This window comes from Buttiauxella sp. (assembly GCF_035271705.1).
Classification (GTDB): domain Bacteria; phylum Pseudomonadota; class Gammaproteobacteria; order Enterobacterales; family Enterobacteriaceae; genus Buttiauxella.
Genome location: NZ_DATERI010000064.1, coordinates 21,527 through 37,998 on the forward strand (window position 1 = coordinate 21,527; position 16,472 = coordinate 37,998).

General features: G+C 50.7%; 16 protein-coding genes. 10 read left to right on the top strand and 6 right to left on the bottom strand.

Features of this window, described 5'->3' with window-relative positions:
* Positions 1–48 precede the first annotated feature (48 nt).
* Positions 49–720 (top strand): DUF3313 domain-containing protein, encoded by a 672-nt coding sequence (locus tag VJY99_RS05525; RefSeq protein ID WP_324117079.1) that lies wholly within the window; start codon positions 49–51, stop codon positions 718–720.
* A gap of 60 nt (positions 721–780) precedes the next feature.
* Here VJY99_RS05525 and VJY99_RS05530 read toward each other — a convergent pair whose 3' ends face one another.
* Complete coding sequence (locus VJY99_RS05530) at positions 781–1,686, bottom strand: DMT family transporter (RefSeq protein WP_324117080.1); 906 nt, start codon at positions 1,684–1,686, stop codon at positions 781–783.
* A gap of 210 nt (positions 1,687–1,896) precedes the next feature.
* On the opposite strand from VJY99_RS05530, the gene VJY99_RS05535 reads away from it, so the two are divergent.
* A complete protein-coding gene (locus VJY99_RS05535) occupies positions 1,897–2,769 on the top strand; it encodes an AraC family transcriptional regulator (protein ID WP_324117081.1) in 873 nt (290 codons plus the stop codon).
* Here VJY99_RS05535 and VJY99_RS05540 read toward each other — a convergent pair.
* Both VJY99_RS05540 and VJY99_RS05545 read right to left on the bottom strand, forming a co-directional pair.
* Positions 2,749–3,915 (bottom strand): benzoate/H(+) symporter BenE family transporter, encoded by a 1,167-nt coding sequence (locus VJY99_RS05540; protein WP_324117082.1) that lies wholly within the window; start codon positions 3,913–3,915, stop codon positions 2,749–2,751. The genes VJY99_RS05535 and VJY99_RS05540 overlap by 21 nt on opposite strands.
* A gap of 86 nt (positions 3,916–4,001) precedes the next feature.
* On the bottom strand, positions 4,002–5,942 hold the full coding sequence (locus VJY99_RS05545; RefSeq protein ID WP_324117083.1) for a putative bifunctional diguanylate cyclase/phosphodiesterase: 1,941 nt from the start codon (positions 5,940–5,942) through the stop codon (positions 4,002–4,004).
* A gap of 287 nt (positions 5,943–6,229) precedes the next feature.
* Between VJY99_RS05545 and VJY99_RS05550 the strand changes: the two genes are divergently transcribed.
* Positions 6,230–8,191, top strand: a complete 1,962-nt coding sequence (locus VJY99_RS05550; protein WP_324117084.1) for a U32 family peptidase — start codon at positions 6,230–6,232, stop codon at positions 8,189–8,191.
* An 83-nt stretch (positions 8,192–8,274) separates the two neighbouring features.
* Here the strand turns inward: VJY99_RS05550 and VJY99_RS05555 are convergent, their stop codons facing one another.
* Positions 8,275–9,156: a LysR family transcriptional regulator gene (locus VJY99_RS05555; protein ID WP_324117094.1), complete on the bottom strand. Its 882-nt coding sequence runs from the start codon at positions 9,154–9,156 to the stop codon at positions 8,275–8,277.
* Between the two features lie 102 nt (positions 9,157–9,258).
* Here VJY99_RS05555 and VJY99_RS05560 point away from each other — a divergent pair, with 102 nt between their 5' ends.
* From VJY99_RS05560 to VJY99_RS05595, 7 genes are all read left to right on the top strand, one after another.
* Positions 9,259–9,699: a multidrug/biocide efflux PACE transporter gene (locus tag VJY99_RS05560; RefSeq protein WP_324117085.1), complete on the top strand. Its 441-nt coding sequence runs from the start codon at positions 9,259–9,261 to the stop codon at positions 9,697–9,699.
* A 163-nt stretch (positions 9,700–9,862) separates the two neighbouring features.
* Positions 9,863–11,302 (top strand): circularly permuted type 2 ATP-grasp protein, encoded by a 1,440-nt coding sequence (locus VJY99_RS05565; protein ID WP_324117086.1) that lies wholly within the window; start codon positions 9,863–9,865, stop codon positions 11,300–11,302.
* Complete coding sequence (locus tag VJY99_RS05570) at positions 11,296–12,225, top strand: alpha-E domain-containing protein (RefSeq protein WP_324117087.1); 930 nt, start codon at positions 11,296–11,298, stop codon at positions 12,223–12,225. The genes VJY99_RS05565 and VJY99_RS05570 overlap by 7 nt, the downstream gene beginning before the upstream one ends.
* Positions 12,222–13,025, top strand: a complete 804-nt coding sequence (locus VJY99_RS05575) for a transglutaminase family protein (RefSeq protein ID WP_324117088.1) — start codon at positions 12,222–12,224, stop codon at positions 13,023–13,025. Before VJY99_RS05570 ends, VJY99_RS05575 begins: the two co-directional genes overlap by 4 nt.
* Before the next feature lie 63 nt (positions 13,026–13,088).
* Positions 13,089–13,796, top strand: coding sequence for a peptidase (locus VJY99_RS05580; protein WP_324117089.1), 708 nt, complete (start codon positions 13,089–13,091; stop codon positions 13,794–13,796).
* A gap of 294 nt (positions 13,797–14,090) precedes the next feature.
* Positions 14,091–15,122 (top strand): DUF2157 domain-containing protein, encoded by a 1,032-nt coding sequence (locus tag VJY99_RS05590; RefSeq protein ID WP_324117090.1) that lies wholly within the window; start codon positions 14,091–14,093, stop codon positions 15,120–15,122.
* 70 nt (positions 15,123–15,192) lie between these two features.
* Positions 15,193–15,486: a hypothetical protein gene (locus tag VJY99_RS05595; RefSeq protein ID WP_324117091.1), complete on the top strand. Its 294-nt coding sequence runs from the start codon at positions 15,193–15,195 to the stop codon at positions 15,484–15,486.
* A 53-nt stretch (positions 15,487–15,539) separates the two neighbouring features.
* Here the strand turns inward: VJY99_RS05595 and VJY99_RS05600 are convergent, their stop codons facing one another.
* Positions 15,540–15,890 carry an RcnB family protein gene (locus VJY99_RS05600; RefSeq protein ID WP_414641574.1) on the bottom strand — a complete coding sequence of 117 codons (351 nt, stop codon included), beginning with the start codon at positions 15,888–15,890 and terminating at the stop codon, positions 15,540–15,542.
* A gap of 54 nt (positions 15,891–15,944) precedes the next feature.
* Positions 15,945–16,472: helix-turn-helix domain-containing protein (locus VJY99_RS05605; protein WP_324117092.1), on the bottom strand; the 528-nt coding region annotated here is incomplete at its 5' end.

The window sequence follows — 16,472 nt, forward strand, 5'->3', positions numbered from 1 at the left end:
TTTATTGCTATAAAGCGAGCGCTTATATGCAATTTACAGGGAGTATTTATGCGAATGACAATTTGTTTTAAAGCGGCGTGTCTGACGGGGTTATTAGCATTAGCCGGTTGTGCTTCTTCTTTACCCGAGCCTGAAAACTATTCGGGTTTTTTAAAGGATTATTCAGGGTTACAGGAAACAACATCAGATTCGGGTAAAACTGTTATGCGTTGGGTTGATCCTGACTTTAAGGGGAGTCATTACGACAGTATTGTGTATCACCCAGTCATCTATTACCCAGAACCAAAACCGACGACGCAGATCGGTACAGATGCACTGGCGGCCTTGTTGAACTACACCAATATCCATCTCAAAGAGGCGGTGCAGTCGCATAAGCCGCTAGTGACTCAACCCGGCGCACGCAGCCTGATTTTCCGCAGTGCGATTACCGCAGTGGACAGTTCTAAAGAAGGATTACAATTCTACGAAGTGGTGCCGATTGCGTTAGTCATTGCGGGTACGCAAGTGGTTACGGGGCACCGCACCATGAAAACTCACTTATACTATGAGGCGGAGTTGATTGATGCGGCAACCGGTAAACCGATGGTACGTGTGGTGCGTAAAGGAACAGGAGAGGACTTGAGCAACGAAACCAGGTTACTCACCGTGGCGACCATGAAGCAAGCGGTTGATGACCTGGCCACGGATACCACCACGTTTTATACCAATCAGAAAAGCTAATTGGTATAACGAACAGGCTATGGCACGACGCTAAGGGAGCCTTGCTCCCTTTTTTAATCCTCACGCCGCCCGCTTGCACCACGGCAGGAAGTTAAACATCCCCGGTTTTGCGAACATCACCAAATTCCCCAGCAGGATCATCACTAGCCCAATAATAGCGTTGCTGTGCCAGACATAGTCTTCATAAATCGTCGAAAGGCTGAGTGCGACGAGCGGGAAGAGCAGAGTACTGTAAGCTGCCTGGCTGGCACCGATGCGCCCGACCAGCGTGAAATACGCACCAAAGGCAATCACTGAACCGAATATCGCCAAATAGAACAGCGAGCCCAAATAGCGCAGCGTGAACTCGGGCATAAACGAATCACCACGCAGCAGTGCCAGCACACCCATAATAACGGTGCCATAAAACATGGCGTAGGTATTGGTCGACAGCGTCTCAAGTCCTCGGCGTTGATGGCGCGTGCTGATCATATTACCGAGCGAAAAACCAAACGTGCCGAGCGCACTTAACCCGATACCCAACAGCAATGACGGTGCCAGTTGTGTGGCAACCAGATCGTGCCAGAACAGCGCGATAACGCCGGAAATGCCGAGCACCGCTGCTGGCAGCAGGTTTTTATGTGGGCGCTGGCGGAAGAAAATCATGCTATTGACCGCGTTAAACAACACCGCCATGGAAAAAATAACTGACTCCAAACCTGAGCTGATATACGTCGCCGCATGATAAAAGCAGACGAAGTTAAAGCCAAAAACACAGCCGCCTTGCAGCATACAGAACAGATGATCGCGCAAACTGATACGCCGTAAAGGCCCCAATGAGCGCAGCACCACCAGCATCACGACCGCTGCCACAGCAAAACGCCAGAAAATAGAAACGGGTACAGATACCACGCCTTGCTGCATATAAATCGCCAGCCACGTTGTACCCCAAATCACCACCACTAAAATATAAAGTAACGCATTCATGTTGTTATCTCCCCAAACGGATAGTGGGAGTATCTGCGAATGCGCAAACGCATGCTTTCACCTGTTTGCTGGACTTGCATATTCTTGCGGTTTTTTATCCGTTATACGTCCTGCAACTCGGATTATTTAGGGTAATGTTATGCTTTACATCTGGAAACAGGCGCGGTCACTACTTAAACTGTTAGCTCTTAACTTTGATGGCCGCCCGTTATGACCCAGTCGTATAACGCTTTTGAAAATCTTCGCCAGCACAACGCGGTGCTGGAAGATAACGTGCAACTGGGTTCTGGTATCCAATTGTCGGCGTGGTCAAACAGCCTCGATCGTGTCACGCAATGCAGTGATCACCATACGTTAAGCATGTATGTGAACGAGGGGCAGGAAACCTACCATAAAACTTCATCCGGCTGGAAAAATGGCGGCGGGCCAGACCGGTTTTGCCTGATGCCACAAGACAGCGAAACCACATGGGATATCCGCAATCATTTTTCGTTTGTGCATCTGTATTGTACCGATGGGCATTTGCGCAGCATTGCCGAGCAAATCTGGGATCGTAGCCCGGCGTCTATCCAGCTTGATGAGAAAATCTTCAGTGAGGACCCGCGCATTACGCAGTTGTATCGCCATTTTTTGCTCAGCAGCGACTGGCAACAACGGGCGAACCATTTAACGCTCAGCACCGCGTCAACATTGCTACTCACCCACTTGATTCAGACTTACAGCAATGTGCAGTGGCGCTTGCCCATTGTGCGAGGCGGTCTTGCTCCGGTGGTGTTACGCAATATTCAGGCATACATTGAACAGCATCTCAGCGAACCTTTGACGCTGACCGAACTGGCTCTGGAAGCCGGGTTGAGTGACTTTCATTTTGCTCGGATGTTTAAGCAATCGACACAACTTGCACCCCATCAATATGTGATGCAGCGGCGCATGCTGCGCGCTGAAAACCTGGTAAAAAATAGCGCGTTAACGTTGACCGATATTGCGATGGCTTGCGGTTTCAGCTCGGCAAGCCATTTCAGTCATCGTTTTAAAGCCTCAATCGGTGTGACCCCTTCGCAGCTACGCGCGGCGGGAAAGTGAGAACAGCGCGTAACACATCCCACCAGCAACCAGCCCCCAAAAAGCGGAACCAACCCCCAACAAATTGACCCCAGAAGCGGTGACTAAAAAGGTCACTATTGCGGCATCGCGCTCTCGTTCGTGGTTTAACGCCTGATACAAGCTTCCGGCAATGGTGCTCAGTAATGCCAGCCCCGCCAGCGTATGAATGTAAGCAACCGGGAGTGCGGTGAGTAAGGTGGTAATTGAGCCGCCAAAAATACCCGCCAGCAAATAAAATACCCCAGCCGCAGCGGCTGCAAGCCAACGCTTTGAGGGATCCGGATGAGCTTCTGCCCCCTGACAAATGGCGGCAGTTATTGCAGCAATACAGATTGAAAATACGCCAAATGGAGCCAGCAATAGGGCAAGGGCGGCCGTGACCACAATCAGCGGTGAGATGGGAACGTCATAACCCGAGGCTTTTAGTGTCGCGACACCAGGTGCATTTTGTGACGCCATCGTGACCAGGAAGAAGGGAATACCGATACCGAGCAAGCTTGCGAGCGAGAAGTGCGGAGCAGTAAATTCGGGCATTACCATCGCAACTGGCATGCTGCCGTTTTGCAGATTGCCACTCATCACACAGACTAGCAGGCCAACAACCATGGCAACGACCACGGCGTAACGCGGTGCCCAGGCTTTTGCCAACAACCAGCCAAGCAGCATACTCGCGCTGAGCAAAAAATTGCCCTGCAATGATGTAAAAGCATCGAGGCCAAATCGCAGCAGGATCCCCGCGAGCATGGCGGCGGACAATGTGGAAGGGATCAGGCGCATGACACGTGCGAACAAACCGGTGACGCCGCACAGCAGAATCAAAAACGAAGCGAATATAAATACGCCAACGGCTTCGTTTAGCGAATGGCCCGGTAGGCTGGTGGCGAGGAGTGCCGCCCCTGGTGTCGACCACGCGGTGAGAATCGGCGAGCGATACCAAACCGTGAGCACCAGGGTGCTGATGCCCATGCCAATCCCCAGCATCGTCAGCCAGCCCGCGATTTGCAGGGTATTCGCACCTGCGGCTTCAGCCGCCTGCCAGATGATTGCCGCTGAACTTGCGTAGCCAACTAATACGGCGACAAACCCTGTCAGTACCGTAGGTAACGGAATGGATAATGCGCGCATTTTTTCCCTTCTTTGTTATAGCGTTACCGGACTATAACATTACAACCCATTAACAACAGAACCGATATTCTTGAAAAATCTGCACGTTAATTTGGGGTTTTACTCAACGCATTATTGAGATATTCCCACGCATCATGGCTTTCCATAGGTGGTGAAAAATAGTAACCCTGCATATAAGGGATGCCGCATTGCACTAGCATTTTGCGCTGTATTTCAGTTTCCACGCCTTCCGCAATCACGCTAAAATTGAGACTTTGGGACATATTCATCACAGCCTGCACGATAGACAGACCTTTGTGTTCAATGTGTTGAATAAAGGAACGGTCGATTTTGATGTAATCGATATTCATATTCTGGATAACAGAAAGGCTCGAATAACCCGAACCGAAATCATCGACGGAAAATTTCACACCGCACTGCTGGAGCTGGCTCACTTTTTGGTTAATATGCATTTGTTCCGTCTGGAAAATTGATTCCGTCACTTCCAGATGCAGCAAATGCCCTGGGATATCGTAGCGTTTGATAACCCGTTTAACGTTCTCAACAAAGCCCTTATCGTAAAACTGAATCAGCGAAATATTCACGCACATGCAGATATCTACGTTGCACTGGCGCATCTTCGCTAAAGCTTTACAGGCTTCTTCCAATACCCAACTGCCGACTTCGACGATGCGACCGCTTTGTTCCATCAAAGGAATAAACTCAACGGGTGAGATATCCTGGTCTTGATAACGCCAGCGCATCAATGCTTCGAAACTAATAATCTGGCCTGTGCAATCGACAATTGGCTGATACACAAGACGAAGTTGCTGGTGATGAAGTGCGCTTTTTAACGCCTCATTGAGCATGATTTTATGGCGCAGATTGCGTTCCAGATCGAGATTATAAAAAGCAACACGTTCCGGATATTTGCCTTTTTGTGAATACATGGCGATGTCGGCCAGTTGGATCAGGCGGGTAATCGAGGTGGCATGTTCCGGGCAAACCGCAATACCAATGGTGGCGTTAAGGGTAACGGTTTGGTCGCCTAAATTTATGGGCAAAGAAAGGGCGGTGGTAATGTGTTGTGCGAGTGCGTTGATGGGCTGATGTTGGTTTTCTTTCACCAGCAAGATAAACTCATCGCCGCCCCAGCGGCACATAATAGTGTCAGCAGTATTACACTTTTTTAACTGGCCACTAATATTCACCAGTACGTCGTCGCCTGCATTGTGGCCGAGCGTGTCATTAATGTTTTTAAAGCCATCCAGGTCGATAAAGAATATTGAATATCCCTCGATGTGGTGTTGCTTAAAATCTTGCTCTACGCTTTTGACGGCGGCCAAAAAAGCCGTGCGATTATATAAACCAGTCAAAGAATCTTTATTTGAAATCTCATAGACTTGCTGTGTTCTTTTGCGAATGGTGTCTTCCATGCGAGAGACAAGTTTTTTGTTTCTATAGCGTAATAAAATGGCTTCTTTAATATAATTCGTGGTACGTGCTGCTGCGATAATCATTATTAGCGTGAAGCAAATGCCTAAACCACCGAGATTAATTCTATATTGTTCATCCTGCATGATGAGCAAGATTGACATCGGCATAAGGATAATAATGTTGTAGGCCACCGCAAGCAGAAGGTTTGCAGAAAGCAAACTGCTTGCTCCCCCGGCCATGGCGGCAAGAATGACAGTGGTGGTGCTCAACTCTTCGACAGAAAAAGTTTGGTAAAAAATAACTGCATAGGCGCTCCATAACACGGCGGTTATTAAACAGCCTAATGAAAACCGTGGCACCCACGTTTTGCTGCGTTTACGCTCAGCGCTACTTTTTATCCACATAAATGTATCAATAAACCGTGCGGATAAAGTTAACGTCATCACTATCCACCAGGTAATTTTTGCCTGGAAATCGTGACTGTCGATAAAAGTGAAAGCAAGTACAGTTGAGGCAATAAATGTAATCAGAATGCCAGGTAACGAATTATTGTAGAGTAACTTGGCACCTTCTGATTGGTAAAGCTCTGAGTGTTCAACGTTTTTTGTCATTTTCAATTATCTTAACTTTGTCATTCAACGAGCTTCCACTTAAATAAGTTTAATATGATAACTCTTGTGATTATTTCCTTGATGAGTATGAATTATATCAATATATAGTTCAGCATCTTTAGCTATTCCAGCGTAATTTGAGCGACTGCTTGGGGGCAGGTGAGAAAAGATGTAACAAAGTATAGCTAAGATATTCCAACTACTATGGGTTGCGCAGATCTTTGCTTACCAGCTCAATCTGACTACAATAGCCGCCTTTCGCCCATAACACAGAAAACAAACTCACTATGCGCCTGCACGCCAATCATCTTGAACTACTCAGTCCAGCCCGTGACACCGCCATCGCCCGCGAAGCTATTTTGCATGGTGCGGATGCGGTTTACATTGGTGGGCCTGGCTTTGGCGCTCGCCATAATGCTGGCAACAGTCTGCAAGACCTGGCAGAACTGGTGCCGTTTGCACACCGTTATGGGGCGAAGATTTTCGTTACGCTCAACACCATTTTGCATGACAACGAACTCGAACCCGCTCGCCGGATGATTCACGACCTGTATCAGGCCGGTGTTGATGCGCTGATTGTGCAGGACATGGGCGTGATGGAAATGGACTTACCGCCCATTGAAATCCACGCCAGTACCCAGTGCGACATTCGAAGTGTTGAAAAAGCGAAATTTCTTTCTGATGTCGGCTTCTCACAAATCGTGTTGGCGCGCGAGCTAAACCTCAACCAGATTCGCGACATCCACGAAAACGTTGACGCCACTATTGAATTCTTTATTCACGGCGCATTGTGCGTGGCGTATTCCGGCCAATGTAATATTTCTCACGCCCAGACAGGGCGTAGCGCAAACCGGGGTGATTGCTCCCAGGCGTGCCGTTTGCCCTACACCCTAAAAGATGATCAGGGGCGTGTTGTGGCCTATGAAAAACACCTGCTTTCGATGAAAGACAATGACCAGAGCGCCAATCTGGCGGCGTTGGTCGATGCGGGCGTGCGTTCCTTCAAGATAGAAGGGCGCTACAAAGATATGAGCTATGTGAAAAACATCACCTCGTATTACCGCCAGTTGCTTGATGAATTAATGGAGCAGCGCACGGATTTAGTTCGCGCGTCAGCGGGTGTGACCTCGCATTTCTTTATCCCATCGCCGGATAAAACCTTCCATCGCGGTAGCACCGATTACTTTGTGAACGAGCGTAAAATCGATATTGGCGCGTTTGATTCGCCTAAATACATCGGCCTGCCAGTGGGCGAAGTGCTCAAAGTCGGCAAAGATTTCCTCGATGTGAATGTCACCGATTCGTTGACCAACGGCGATGGTCTGAACGTGTTGATTAAACGTGATATCGTCGGTTTCCGCGCCAATACCGTGGAGAAAACCGGTAAAAATCAGTACCGCATCTGGCCGAATGAAATGCCGGAAACCCTGAAAAACGTGCGTCCGAACCATCCGCTGAACCGTAACCTTGACCATAACTGGCAACAGGCGCTGACTAAAACTTCCAGCGAACGCCGAATTGCGGTGGATTTGGAATTAAGCGGTTGGCAGGAACAACTGGTTTTGACTGTCACCAGTGAAGATGGCGCCAGTGTCAGCAAAACGCTGGAAGGGCAGTTTGACGTGGCGAACAACCCGGAAAAAGCCTACGCCAGCCTGCGGGACAGCCTGGCGAAACTGGGGCAAACGATGTACCAGGCACGCAAAGTCGATTTGAATTTGCCTGCTGCTTTGTTTATCCCAAACAGCCAGCTTAATCAGTTGCGCCGTGAAGCCATCGACGAGTTAAGTGATGTGCGTTTGCAGCAGTACCAACGCGGCAGCCGTAAAGCGGTGAGTGTGCCGGCACCTGTCTATCCGGAAGAACACCTCACTTTTCTGGCGAACGTTTACAACCACAAAGCACGTGAGTTTTATCAGCGTTACGGCGTGAAATTGATTGATGCCGCGTATGAAGCACACGAAGAGAAGGGCGAAGTACCGGTGATGATCACCAAACATTGCCTGCGTTTTGCCTTCAACTTGTGCCCGAAACAAGCGAAAGGCTCAGTCAAAAGCTGGAAAGCCACGCCGATGCAACTTGTGCATCAGGATGAAGTACTGACACTGAAATTCGACTGCCGCCCGTGTGAGATGCACGTGATTGGCAAGATGAAAAACCACATCCTCAAAATGCCATTACCTGGCAGTGATGTGCTGGCGTCCATTAGCCCAGATGAGTTGTTGAAGACGATGCCGAAGCGTAAATAGTGGTTTGTGGTGGATGACGCTTGCGATTATCCACCCTATAGCAGCCCCCCGGGGTCGGATAAGTGCTGCGTCATCCGACTTTTTTATCCGATATCTGTTTGTGGATTTTGTGCCCGCAACTGATCAATCATCCAACGCCCTGCATGACCTGGGGGCGTTTTATTTGACCAAATAACGTCGACATCAATGCGTTGCGGCCAGCCTGCAACAGGCAACTCCTGCAAAATACCATGTCCAAACTGCTCAACCAGCCAACGCGGCAAAATCCCCCAACCAAAACCTTGTTCCGCCATCTCCAGCAGCATTAACCACGACGGTGAAGACCACTTCGGGCCGCCGCTTTTATTGCGCGTTGGGTCAGTGAATGTGCTCAGGCACAGTTGGCGTACGGTCTGCAAACGGTCCATTTCGACAGTTTTCAATTGGCCTAACTCATGCTGTTGATGAATGAAAATCGCCATTTCGGCCCCGACCTGTAAACGCGCTACCGTCACATCCACCGGGTAACGCGGCTGCACCCGCAGCACGCCAACGTGCGCACGACCACTCTGAATCAGGTCAATAACATCCTCATCTTCAGCAATCAAACATTCGAATTCGATATCGGGAAAGCGTTGGGAAAAACGCTGCAGGATTGATTCGTGATGTGCCGTTTGCCAGACATCAGACAGCACGAAACTCAGGCGGGGTTCCACATCTGCGGCCAGACGTACCGAGACTTCATTCAGTCTCTCGCTTGCCGCCGCTATCGACTGGATATAAGGCAAGACATGCTGCCCTTGAGCGGTTAACACCGGCTGTCGGCTTTGGCGGTCAAACAGCGTCACACCTAAATCGGCTTCCAGATTGGCAATCGCGCTGCTCACCGTCGACTGGCTTTTCTTGAGCTTACGAGCCGCCGCAGAAAACGACCCGGTTTCGACTGCCTGCAAAAACGCTTCGAGGGCTTCGGGAGAATATTTCATCATCTATCGCTTTAATCGATGGCTATTCATTTTAGTCTATCAGTAATTACGATGATAATGCGCTGCATAGCCCTATTGCTGTGAGATAGTCTGGAGTGTGTTATGCAGTCTCAAAATAGAACACTTGCCGAACGCATTGTGCATGCGGTGGGTTTTGAAGTGATCGCGATTGCGATTTGTGCACCGCTGGCGGCGTGGGTGCTGGATAAGCCGCTGTTCCAGATGGGGGCGCTGTCGATTTTGCTCTCGACCGTCGCAATGGTGTGGAACCTGATTTATAACGCCGTGTTTGATAAGTTTTTCCCGGTTGGCCAAAAGCGCCGGATGCCCCTTCGCGTAGCGCACTCTGTGGGTTTTGAAGGGGGCTTTATCCTGATTGGCCTGCCGATAGCGGCCTGGGTGCTCGACATCACACTGCTGCAGGCGTTTATGGTCGAAATTGGCTTCTTCTTGTTTTTCCTGCCGTATAGCGTGATGTATAACTGGGCCTTTGACGCATTGTGTGACCGTTGGTTCCGGTGTCAGGCTGTCTCCTCAAAATAGTGCAAATGGCGGGTGGCGCTCATGCTTGCCCGCCCTGAAAAGGTGCAGTCGCTGGCACGCTTGCCCCTCATATGCGCAAATCTCCGCTCTTTTTGCACCAAAGCGCACCTGGCATATTTCCTGCTTAATTCCTTTTAACTCCATGGCATTAAGCGAGGGAATTATGATCAATATGGACCCTGGTGCAGCATCTTTTTTTGATGAAATGTTTGCAGTTGATGGCAATCATCGTGGCCATTACGGGAATTACTGGAACTGGTTACAACAGGCCGATAGTAGTGCTGTGATGCGCAAGAAACAGGAAGCCGCTTTACTGTTTCACCGCGTGGGAATTACTTTTAATGTTTATGGCGACGAGGACGGAGCCGAACGACTCATTCCATTTGATAGCGTTCCGCGCATCATTCCTGCCGCTGAATGGGCGATGCTCGATGCCGGTATCCGCCAACGCGTGCAGGCGCTAAACCTCTTTTTGCACGACATCTACCACGATCAAAACATTCTTAAAGCCGGAGTCATCCCCGCCGAACAAGTACTGGCAAACGATCAGTATCAGCCGTGTATGCAAGGGATTAACCTTCATCGCGATATCTACGCGCAAATCATTGGCGTGGATATGGTGCGCGGCGGGGACGGGGAATATTACGTGTTGGAAGATAACCTGCGCACACCTTCTGGCGTTTCATACATGCTGGAAAACCGCAAAATGATGATGCGGCTGTACCCAGAATTATTTGCCCAACAGCGTATTCGCCCCATCGAGCGCTACCCCTCTCATTTGCTGCAAACTTTGCGTGAAAGCTCGCCAGTTAACGACCCGACTGTGGTGGTGTTAACCCCTGGGCGCTTTAACAGTGCGTATTTCGAACACAGTTTCCTGGCACAACAAATGGGCGTCGAATTAGTTGAAAGCGCCGATTTGTTTGTGAAAGAAGGGGCCGTTTTCATGCGTACCACGCTGGGCCCATGCAAAGTTGACGTCATTTATCGTCGTGTGGATGACGCATTTCTCGACCCACTGGCGTTTCGTCCCGACTCCATGCTCGGCGTGCCCGGGCTGCTCTCGGTGTACCGTGCAGGTGGCGTGGTGTTGGCAAATGCCATCGGCACCGGTGTGGCTGACGACAAATCTATCTACCCGTATGTTCCGGCAATGATCCGCTTTTATCTTTCCGAAGAACCGATTCTCCACAACGTGCCCACCTGGCAATGCCGCCACCCCGACCAGTTAAACTATGTGCTTTCGCGGCTGAACCAAATGGTAGTGAAAGAGGTTCACGGAGCGGGCGGTTACGGCATGTTAATTGGCCCTGCGGCCAGTAAAGCGGAGCTCGAAGCCTTTCGTGCCGTCTTGAAAGCGCGCCCGCAAAACTACATCGCACAGGATACGCTTGCGCTCTCAACTTGCCCGACTTTTGTTGATGAAGGGCTGGCACCACGACATATCGATTTACGTCCGTTTGCGCTGTATGGCGCAGAAACGCGCCTGATTGCCGGCGGATTAACGCGAGTGGCGCTGAAAAAAGGCTCGCTGGTGGTGAACTCGTCACAAGGCGGTGGCACCAAAGATACCTGGGTTCTGGAGGACGACACATCATGCTAAGCCGCACTGCCAGTGAACTCTATTGGATGGCGCGTTATCTGGAACGTGCCGAGAACATCGCCCGGGTACTGGATGTCACCAACCGTTTATCCATGATGCCGTTTCGTGAAACTGGACATCAAGATTTGCAGGTGCCACTGAATTTAACGGGCAGTGGGACTGCGTATTGGGAGCATTACCAGCAGCTCACCATGCCAGGTATTTTCGACTATTTTGCGCTGGATAACCGTAACCCGAGCAGTATCTTCAGCTGCTTACAATCAGCCTGGGAAAATGCCCATGCGGTGCGCGGCAGTTTATCGTCGGAAGTGTGGGAAAGCATCAACTCTGCGTGGATTGAAATGAAGCGGTTGCGCAAAGAGGGCGTTAACAGCAGCAATGCCGATGACTTTTTCGACTGGGTAAAAGATCGTTCACACCTGTTTCGTGGGGCGATGTTCGGCACCATGTTGCGCAACGATGCCATGTCCTTTATCCGCATCGGCACTTTACTAGAGCGCGCAGACAGTACCGCCCGTTTGCTCGGTGTGAAAAACCAACTGTTGGATAACGACCCTGATGCGGTGCGCGAACACTATCGAATGGACACCTTGTTACGCGCAGTCAGCGCCCGCGAGGCGTATCACAGCATCTACAAACAACAGCTGGTGCGCGAAATGGTGGCTGACCTGCTGATTTTGCGCAGCGAAAGCCCGCGGTCCTTGCGCTCGTGCATCGAAGAGGTGGTCAATCAACTGGAGCTGATTGGCGGCCACAGTGCCAATGCACCACGCCGCCTGGCGCATGTTCTGCATGCTGAACTACGCTTTAGCACCTTAGATGACGTCATCAATACCGGCCTGCAGCCCTGGCTGACTCGCTTTTTAAGTCAGGTTAATGCGATTTCCGAAAGTATCCAATACACTTACCTGGAGGCACAATGAGACTGACGATTGAGCACAGCACGCATTACAGCTATGACGAGTTGGTGAAACACAGCACGCAATATTTGCGCCTCACCCCGCAGGAATCAGTGCATCAGCACATTATTTCGTGGCAACTGGCATTACCCGTAGAGGCGGTGCAGACCACCGATGCGTTCGGGAATATTCTGCACGTATTGACGCTCGACCGCCCGCATCAGTCGATTAGCATTAAAGCCACAGGTGTGGTGGAAATTGCCGAAGGCGAAGCGCTTGATGACGGCACTTGCGAAGCACTTTCGCCACTGGTGTGGCTGCGCCATACGCCATTAACCCAACCCGATAGTGCAATTCTGGCCTTTGCCGGGTACTACTGGCAGGAAACAGCTCCGCTGGAAAGTTTGACCGTCATCATGGGCGAAGTATTAGAGCGCATGCCTTACACGCCAGGTGGCACGAATGTGAAAGACAGCGCCGCGCAAGTGTTCGCCGCAGGCGTGGGGGTTTGCCAGGATCACGCTCACGTGTTTGTCGCCTGTTGCCGCAGCCTCGGGATACCTGCACGTTATGTCAGCGGTTATCTCTACACCCCAGACAGTGCACACGTGGCGACGCACGCCTGGGTGGAAGCGTTAGTCGAAGGGCACTGGCACAGTTTTGACATTACCAACAACACGCGCAACACCTGCCACCATCTTAAACTGGCTGTGGGATTTGATTATCTTGATGCTTGCCCGGTACGAGGTGTGCGCATGGGGGGCGGCGACGAAGGCATGGAAACGGTGGCGGCCGTTCAACGTATGCAGAGTACGCAACAATAACCAACAGCTTTGACGGGCGAGTAAACACCACGAGACTCGCTCATATCCAGACAGGGGATTTTTATGACTTATTGCGTCGCCATGCGCCTGACAAGCGGGATGATCTTTGTCAGCGATTCGCGCACCAACGCAGGCGTTGACCACATCTCCACATTCAAGAAACTGCATGTTTTTCATCGTGGAGATGACCGCACTCTCATCATGCAAAGTGCGGGAAACCTGGCGACGACACAAAGCGTTATCAACTTGCTACAGCACCGTTCGCAGGATGCCACCACGCAAAACCTCTACACCGTTTGCTCGCTGTATGACGCCGCCGTGCTGGTGGGGCAAACCTTAAAAGAGGTGATTGCCCGCGATGGGGCAGATTTTACGGCTACTTTTATTCTCGGTGGGCAGATTCGCGGCGAAGGGATGCGCCTGTTCCATATTTACGCCGAGGGGAACTTCATTGAAGCCACCGTTGACACACCTTATTTCCAGATTGGCGAAAGCAAATATGGCAAACCGATTATCGATCGCATCGTCAGTTACGACACCGGCATTGATCAAGCGGTGCAATGCGCACTGATTTCCATGGACTCCACGCTTAACTCCAACTTATCCGTTGGCCTGCCGCTCGATGTGATGATTTATCACGGTGACAGTTTTGATGATTCCCACCAGTACGCCATCACTGCACAACATGAATATTTCAGCGAAATTCGCACGATGTGGGGAAGTTGCCTGCGTTCAGTTTTTGACCAACTCCCACCACTGCGCCTGAAATAACGTGACCCTGTTGTTTTGTAGGGGGAATAAGCGCGAGCGACATCCACCATTTACGGCGGTTCTGTCGGAAGACGTTGCGCTTTTCTGACCGACGAATGCGCGCTGGGATACTGGATACGCACGGCTAATTCAGCGGCGGGTCGGGTGCGTTCGGCCTCAAACTGTAAGTTGCGAGCGGGGTTCCAGTCTTGCATCGGTCTACCTCAGCTAAAATGATGAATCAGAATGTGTCATCTCTTAGATTACGACAAGATGTTGTAACCTGATGCCTGGATTCAGGTAAGGAAAACCGTAATGAAAGTGACACGCAAACAGGAAAAAGTCATCCGGCATACGCTTGAAGGCTGGCGCAAAGAAGGGGTGATAGAAGAATCCGAACAACAGCGGCTGCAACAAAATCTCTCGGTACAACTTTTTGACTGGCAGCGCCTGAGCCGTTACGCCTTCTGGATTGCGCTCGCTTGCGCCATTATCGCTATAGGAAGCCTGGTCGCCGACGAGTATTTGATGGCGTTGCTGTTCAATTTTGGCTACGCCACCCGTGCCGTGATTCTGGCTATTATTGCCGCAGCTTGTTACTCCTGGGGTTTTCAGCGCCAAAAACGCACACCGGAGAAACGCTATAGCAATGAAGCGATTGTGTTCCTCGGTGTGTTATTCACCGCGCTATGTTTATCGCAGGTCGGCATGGCGCTGGATAACGGCAGCGGGAATGTCGCTCCGCTATTTTTACTGGGATGCGCAATTTATGGCGTGATGGGCTATCTGGCGCGTTCGGGGCTTGTCTGGCTATTTTGCCTGTTGGCATTAGGCAGCTTCTTCGGCTCTTCTACGGGCTATGCTTCCGGATGGGGGGCATATTGGCTCGGCATGAACTACCCCATCCGGTTTGTGTTATTCGGAGCGGTGCTACTTGCGGGCTGTTATCTGCTGAAAACGCCATTACAGCAGCGTAATCTATTTAACGTCAGCAAAGCGATGGGGTTGCTGTATCTGTTTATCGCGCTGTGGATTTTGTCGATCTTCGGTAATTACGATGTCGATATCTGGCAGAGTGTGCGCCAGATTGAGCTGATGCACTGGTCACTGCTATTTGCGTTGGCGGCTGGGGCATGTATCTGGATAAGCCTGAAAACCGACGACGGCATGCTGCGCGGTTTCGGCTTAACGTTCCTCGGCATCAATCTCTACACGCGCTATTTCGAAATGTTCTGGGACGATACCAACAAAGTGATTTTCTTCCTGTTGCTTGCCATCTCACTGGCGTTGGTCGGGCGCTATGCGGAGAGGATTTGGCGAGTGGGGGAAGGGCATAAGTCACACTGAGACTGTCTTTTCGCATCATCTTTTGCGAGGATAGCGCGAAATTTCAAGCTGAAAGCAAAAGGGTAACAAAATGGCTAAGCATCCTACGGGCAAGTATCTGCGTGCGCCCATCGTGTTCGACGACAAAAACGTGTTGGTTTATGTGGTGCGCGGTTCAAAAATTGAAGATATGCCAGCAGACGAAGATGAAGATTATCCAGGCGACATGCAGATGTTGATGCCACAACTGTCAAAAGAGTTTGATACCGAATTAAACGAAACGCTGGAAGCGTGCGGGTCAGGTGATGTGATTGTCTTTATGTGTACCACTGACATGATTTTTGAGTACGGTTTCTCGAAGATTAAAGCGATGCGTAGCGTTTAAATTAGTGGCTGATCGAGTCGAAAACCCCGGTGCGATGGCCGGGGTTGGGGCGGTTAGTGCTGGTAAAAAATCTCGCCTCTCATGGCTCGCATGATTTTCCCTTCCGCGTCGCTAATCAACACATAGTTGCCGCCCATGTACGTCCAGTGGCTACCCGCTTCGGGTGCAGGCAAGTGTCTGATTTTCCATGCGTCAATTTGATAGGGCTTGGTACGGTACAACTCCGGTACGACGTCGCCAATTTTATAGGGCTGGTAATCTGCATGAAACTCTTTGATTTCATAAGAAGAGCTTACCGCAGCTGAGCCAGCGGCTGGGGCATCCTCAGCGTGAGCCGTTAACGCCATTGGCAAAGAACTGGCCATCAGGGCCGCGGAAAAAAATAACACATTCAATTTACGCATATTTTCTCCAGATAAATTCATCTGTTCAACTTTCAAATAATGCCGTTATCTCTATCACGTTGTTTCGCGTGAGGTAATCATTTTTTCGTTACCTGAAGTAAATGTCTTGCGGTAGGCAGCAGGTGTTGTGGATAGCTTTGCGCGGAAATGATGGCGCAATGTGGCGGCACTGCCAAAGCCGACACGTTCGGCAATTTCGTCGATAGACAGCGTGCTGCTTTCCAGTAAGTCACGGCAGCGTGACAGGCGCATGTTCAGCAACCAGCGTGAGGGTGTGGTGCCAGCCGTCGCGGCAAAACGGCGTAAAAATGTTCTCGGGCTCATGCCGGTAAAAACCGCAAGTGACTCAACGGTATGCTCATCCGCAAGATGGCTTTGCAGATAATCAAACAGCGGGCTGAGGCGCTGACTTTCATAGGCTACTGGCACCGGTTGTTCGATAAACTGCGCCTGGCCGCCGACGCGATGCGGGGGCACGACCAGCCTGCGCGCCACGCTGTTGGCGGCAAACTGGCCGTAATCACGCCGCACCAGATGCAAACTCAAATCAATGCCTGCGGCACTGCCAGCGGATGTCAGCAC

Bases quoted from the DNA above. Each gene is read 5' to 3' on its own strand.
- VJY99_RS05525 (WP_324117079.1), top strand. From the start codon at position 49: ATGCGAATGACAATTTGTTTTAAAGCGGCGTGTCTGACGGGGTTATTA.
- VJY99_RS05530 (WP_324117080.1), bottom strand. From the start codon at position 1,686: ATGAATGCGTTACTTTATATTTTAGTGGTGGTGATTTGGGGTACAACG.
- VJY99_RS05535 (WP_324117081.1), top strand. From the start codon at position 1,897: ATGACCCAGTCGTATAACGCTTTTGAAAATCTTCGCCAGCACAACGCG.
- VJY99_RS05540 (WP_324117082.1), bottom strand. From the start codon at position 3,915: ATGCGCGCATTATCCATTCCGTTACCTACGGTACTGACAGGGTTTGTC.
- VJY99_RS05545 (WP_324117083.1), bottom strand. From the start codon at position 5,942: ATGACAAAAAACGTTGAACACTCAGAGCTTTACCAATCAGAAGGTGCC.
- VJY99_RS05550 (WP_324117084.1), top strand. From the start codon at position 6,230: ATGCGCCTGCACGCCAATCATCTTGAACTACTCAGTCCAGCCCGTGAC.
- VJY99_RS05555 (WP_324117094.1), bottom strand. From the start codon at position 9,156: ATGAAATATTCTCCCGAAGCCCTCGAAGCGTTTTTGCAGGCAGTCGAA.
- VJY99_RS05560 (WP_324117085.1), top strand. From the start codon at position 9,259: ATGCAGTCTCAAAATAGAACACTTGCCGAACGCATTGTGCATGCGGTG.
- VJY99_RS05565 (WP_324117086.1), top strand. From the start codon at position 9,863: ATGATCAATATGGACCCTGGTGCAGCATCTTTTTTTGATGAAATGTTT.
- VJY99_RS05570 (WP_324117087.1), top strand. From the start codon at position 11,296: ATGCTAAGCCGCACTGCCAGTGAACTCTATTGGATGGCGCGTTATCTG.
- VJY99_RS05575 (WP_324117088.1), top strand. From the start codon at position 12,222: ATGAGACTGACGATTGAGCACAGCACGCATTACAGCTATGACGAGTTG.
- VJY99_RS05580 (WP_324117089.1), top strand. From the start codon at position 13,089: ATGACTTATTGCGTCGCCATGCGCCTGACAAGCGGGATGATCTTTGTC.
- VJY99_RS05590 (WP_324117090.1), top strand. From the start codon at position 14,091: ATGAAAGTGACACGCAAACAGGAAAAAGTCATCCGGCATACGCTTGAA.
- VJY99_RS05595 (WP_324117091.1), top strand. From the start codon at position 15,193: ATGGCTAAGCATCCTACGGGCAAGTATCTGCGTGCGCCCATCGTGTTC.
- VJY99_RS05600 (WP_414641574.1), bottom strand. From the start codon at position 15,890: ATGCGTAAATTGAATGTGTTATTTTTTTCCGCGGCCCTGATGGCCAGT.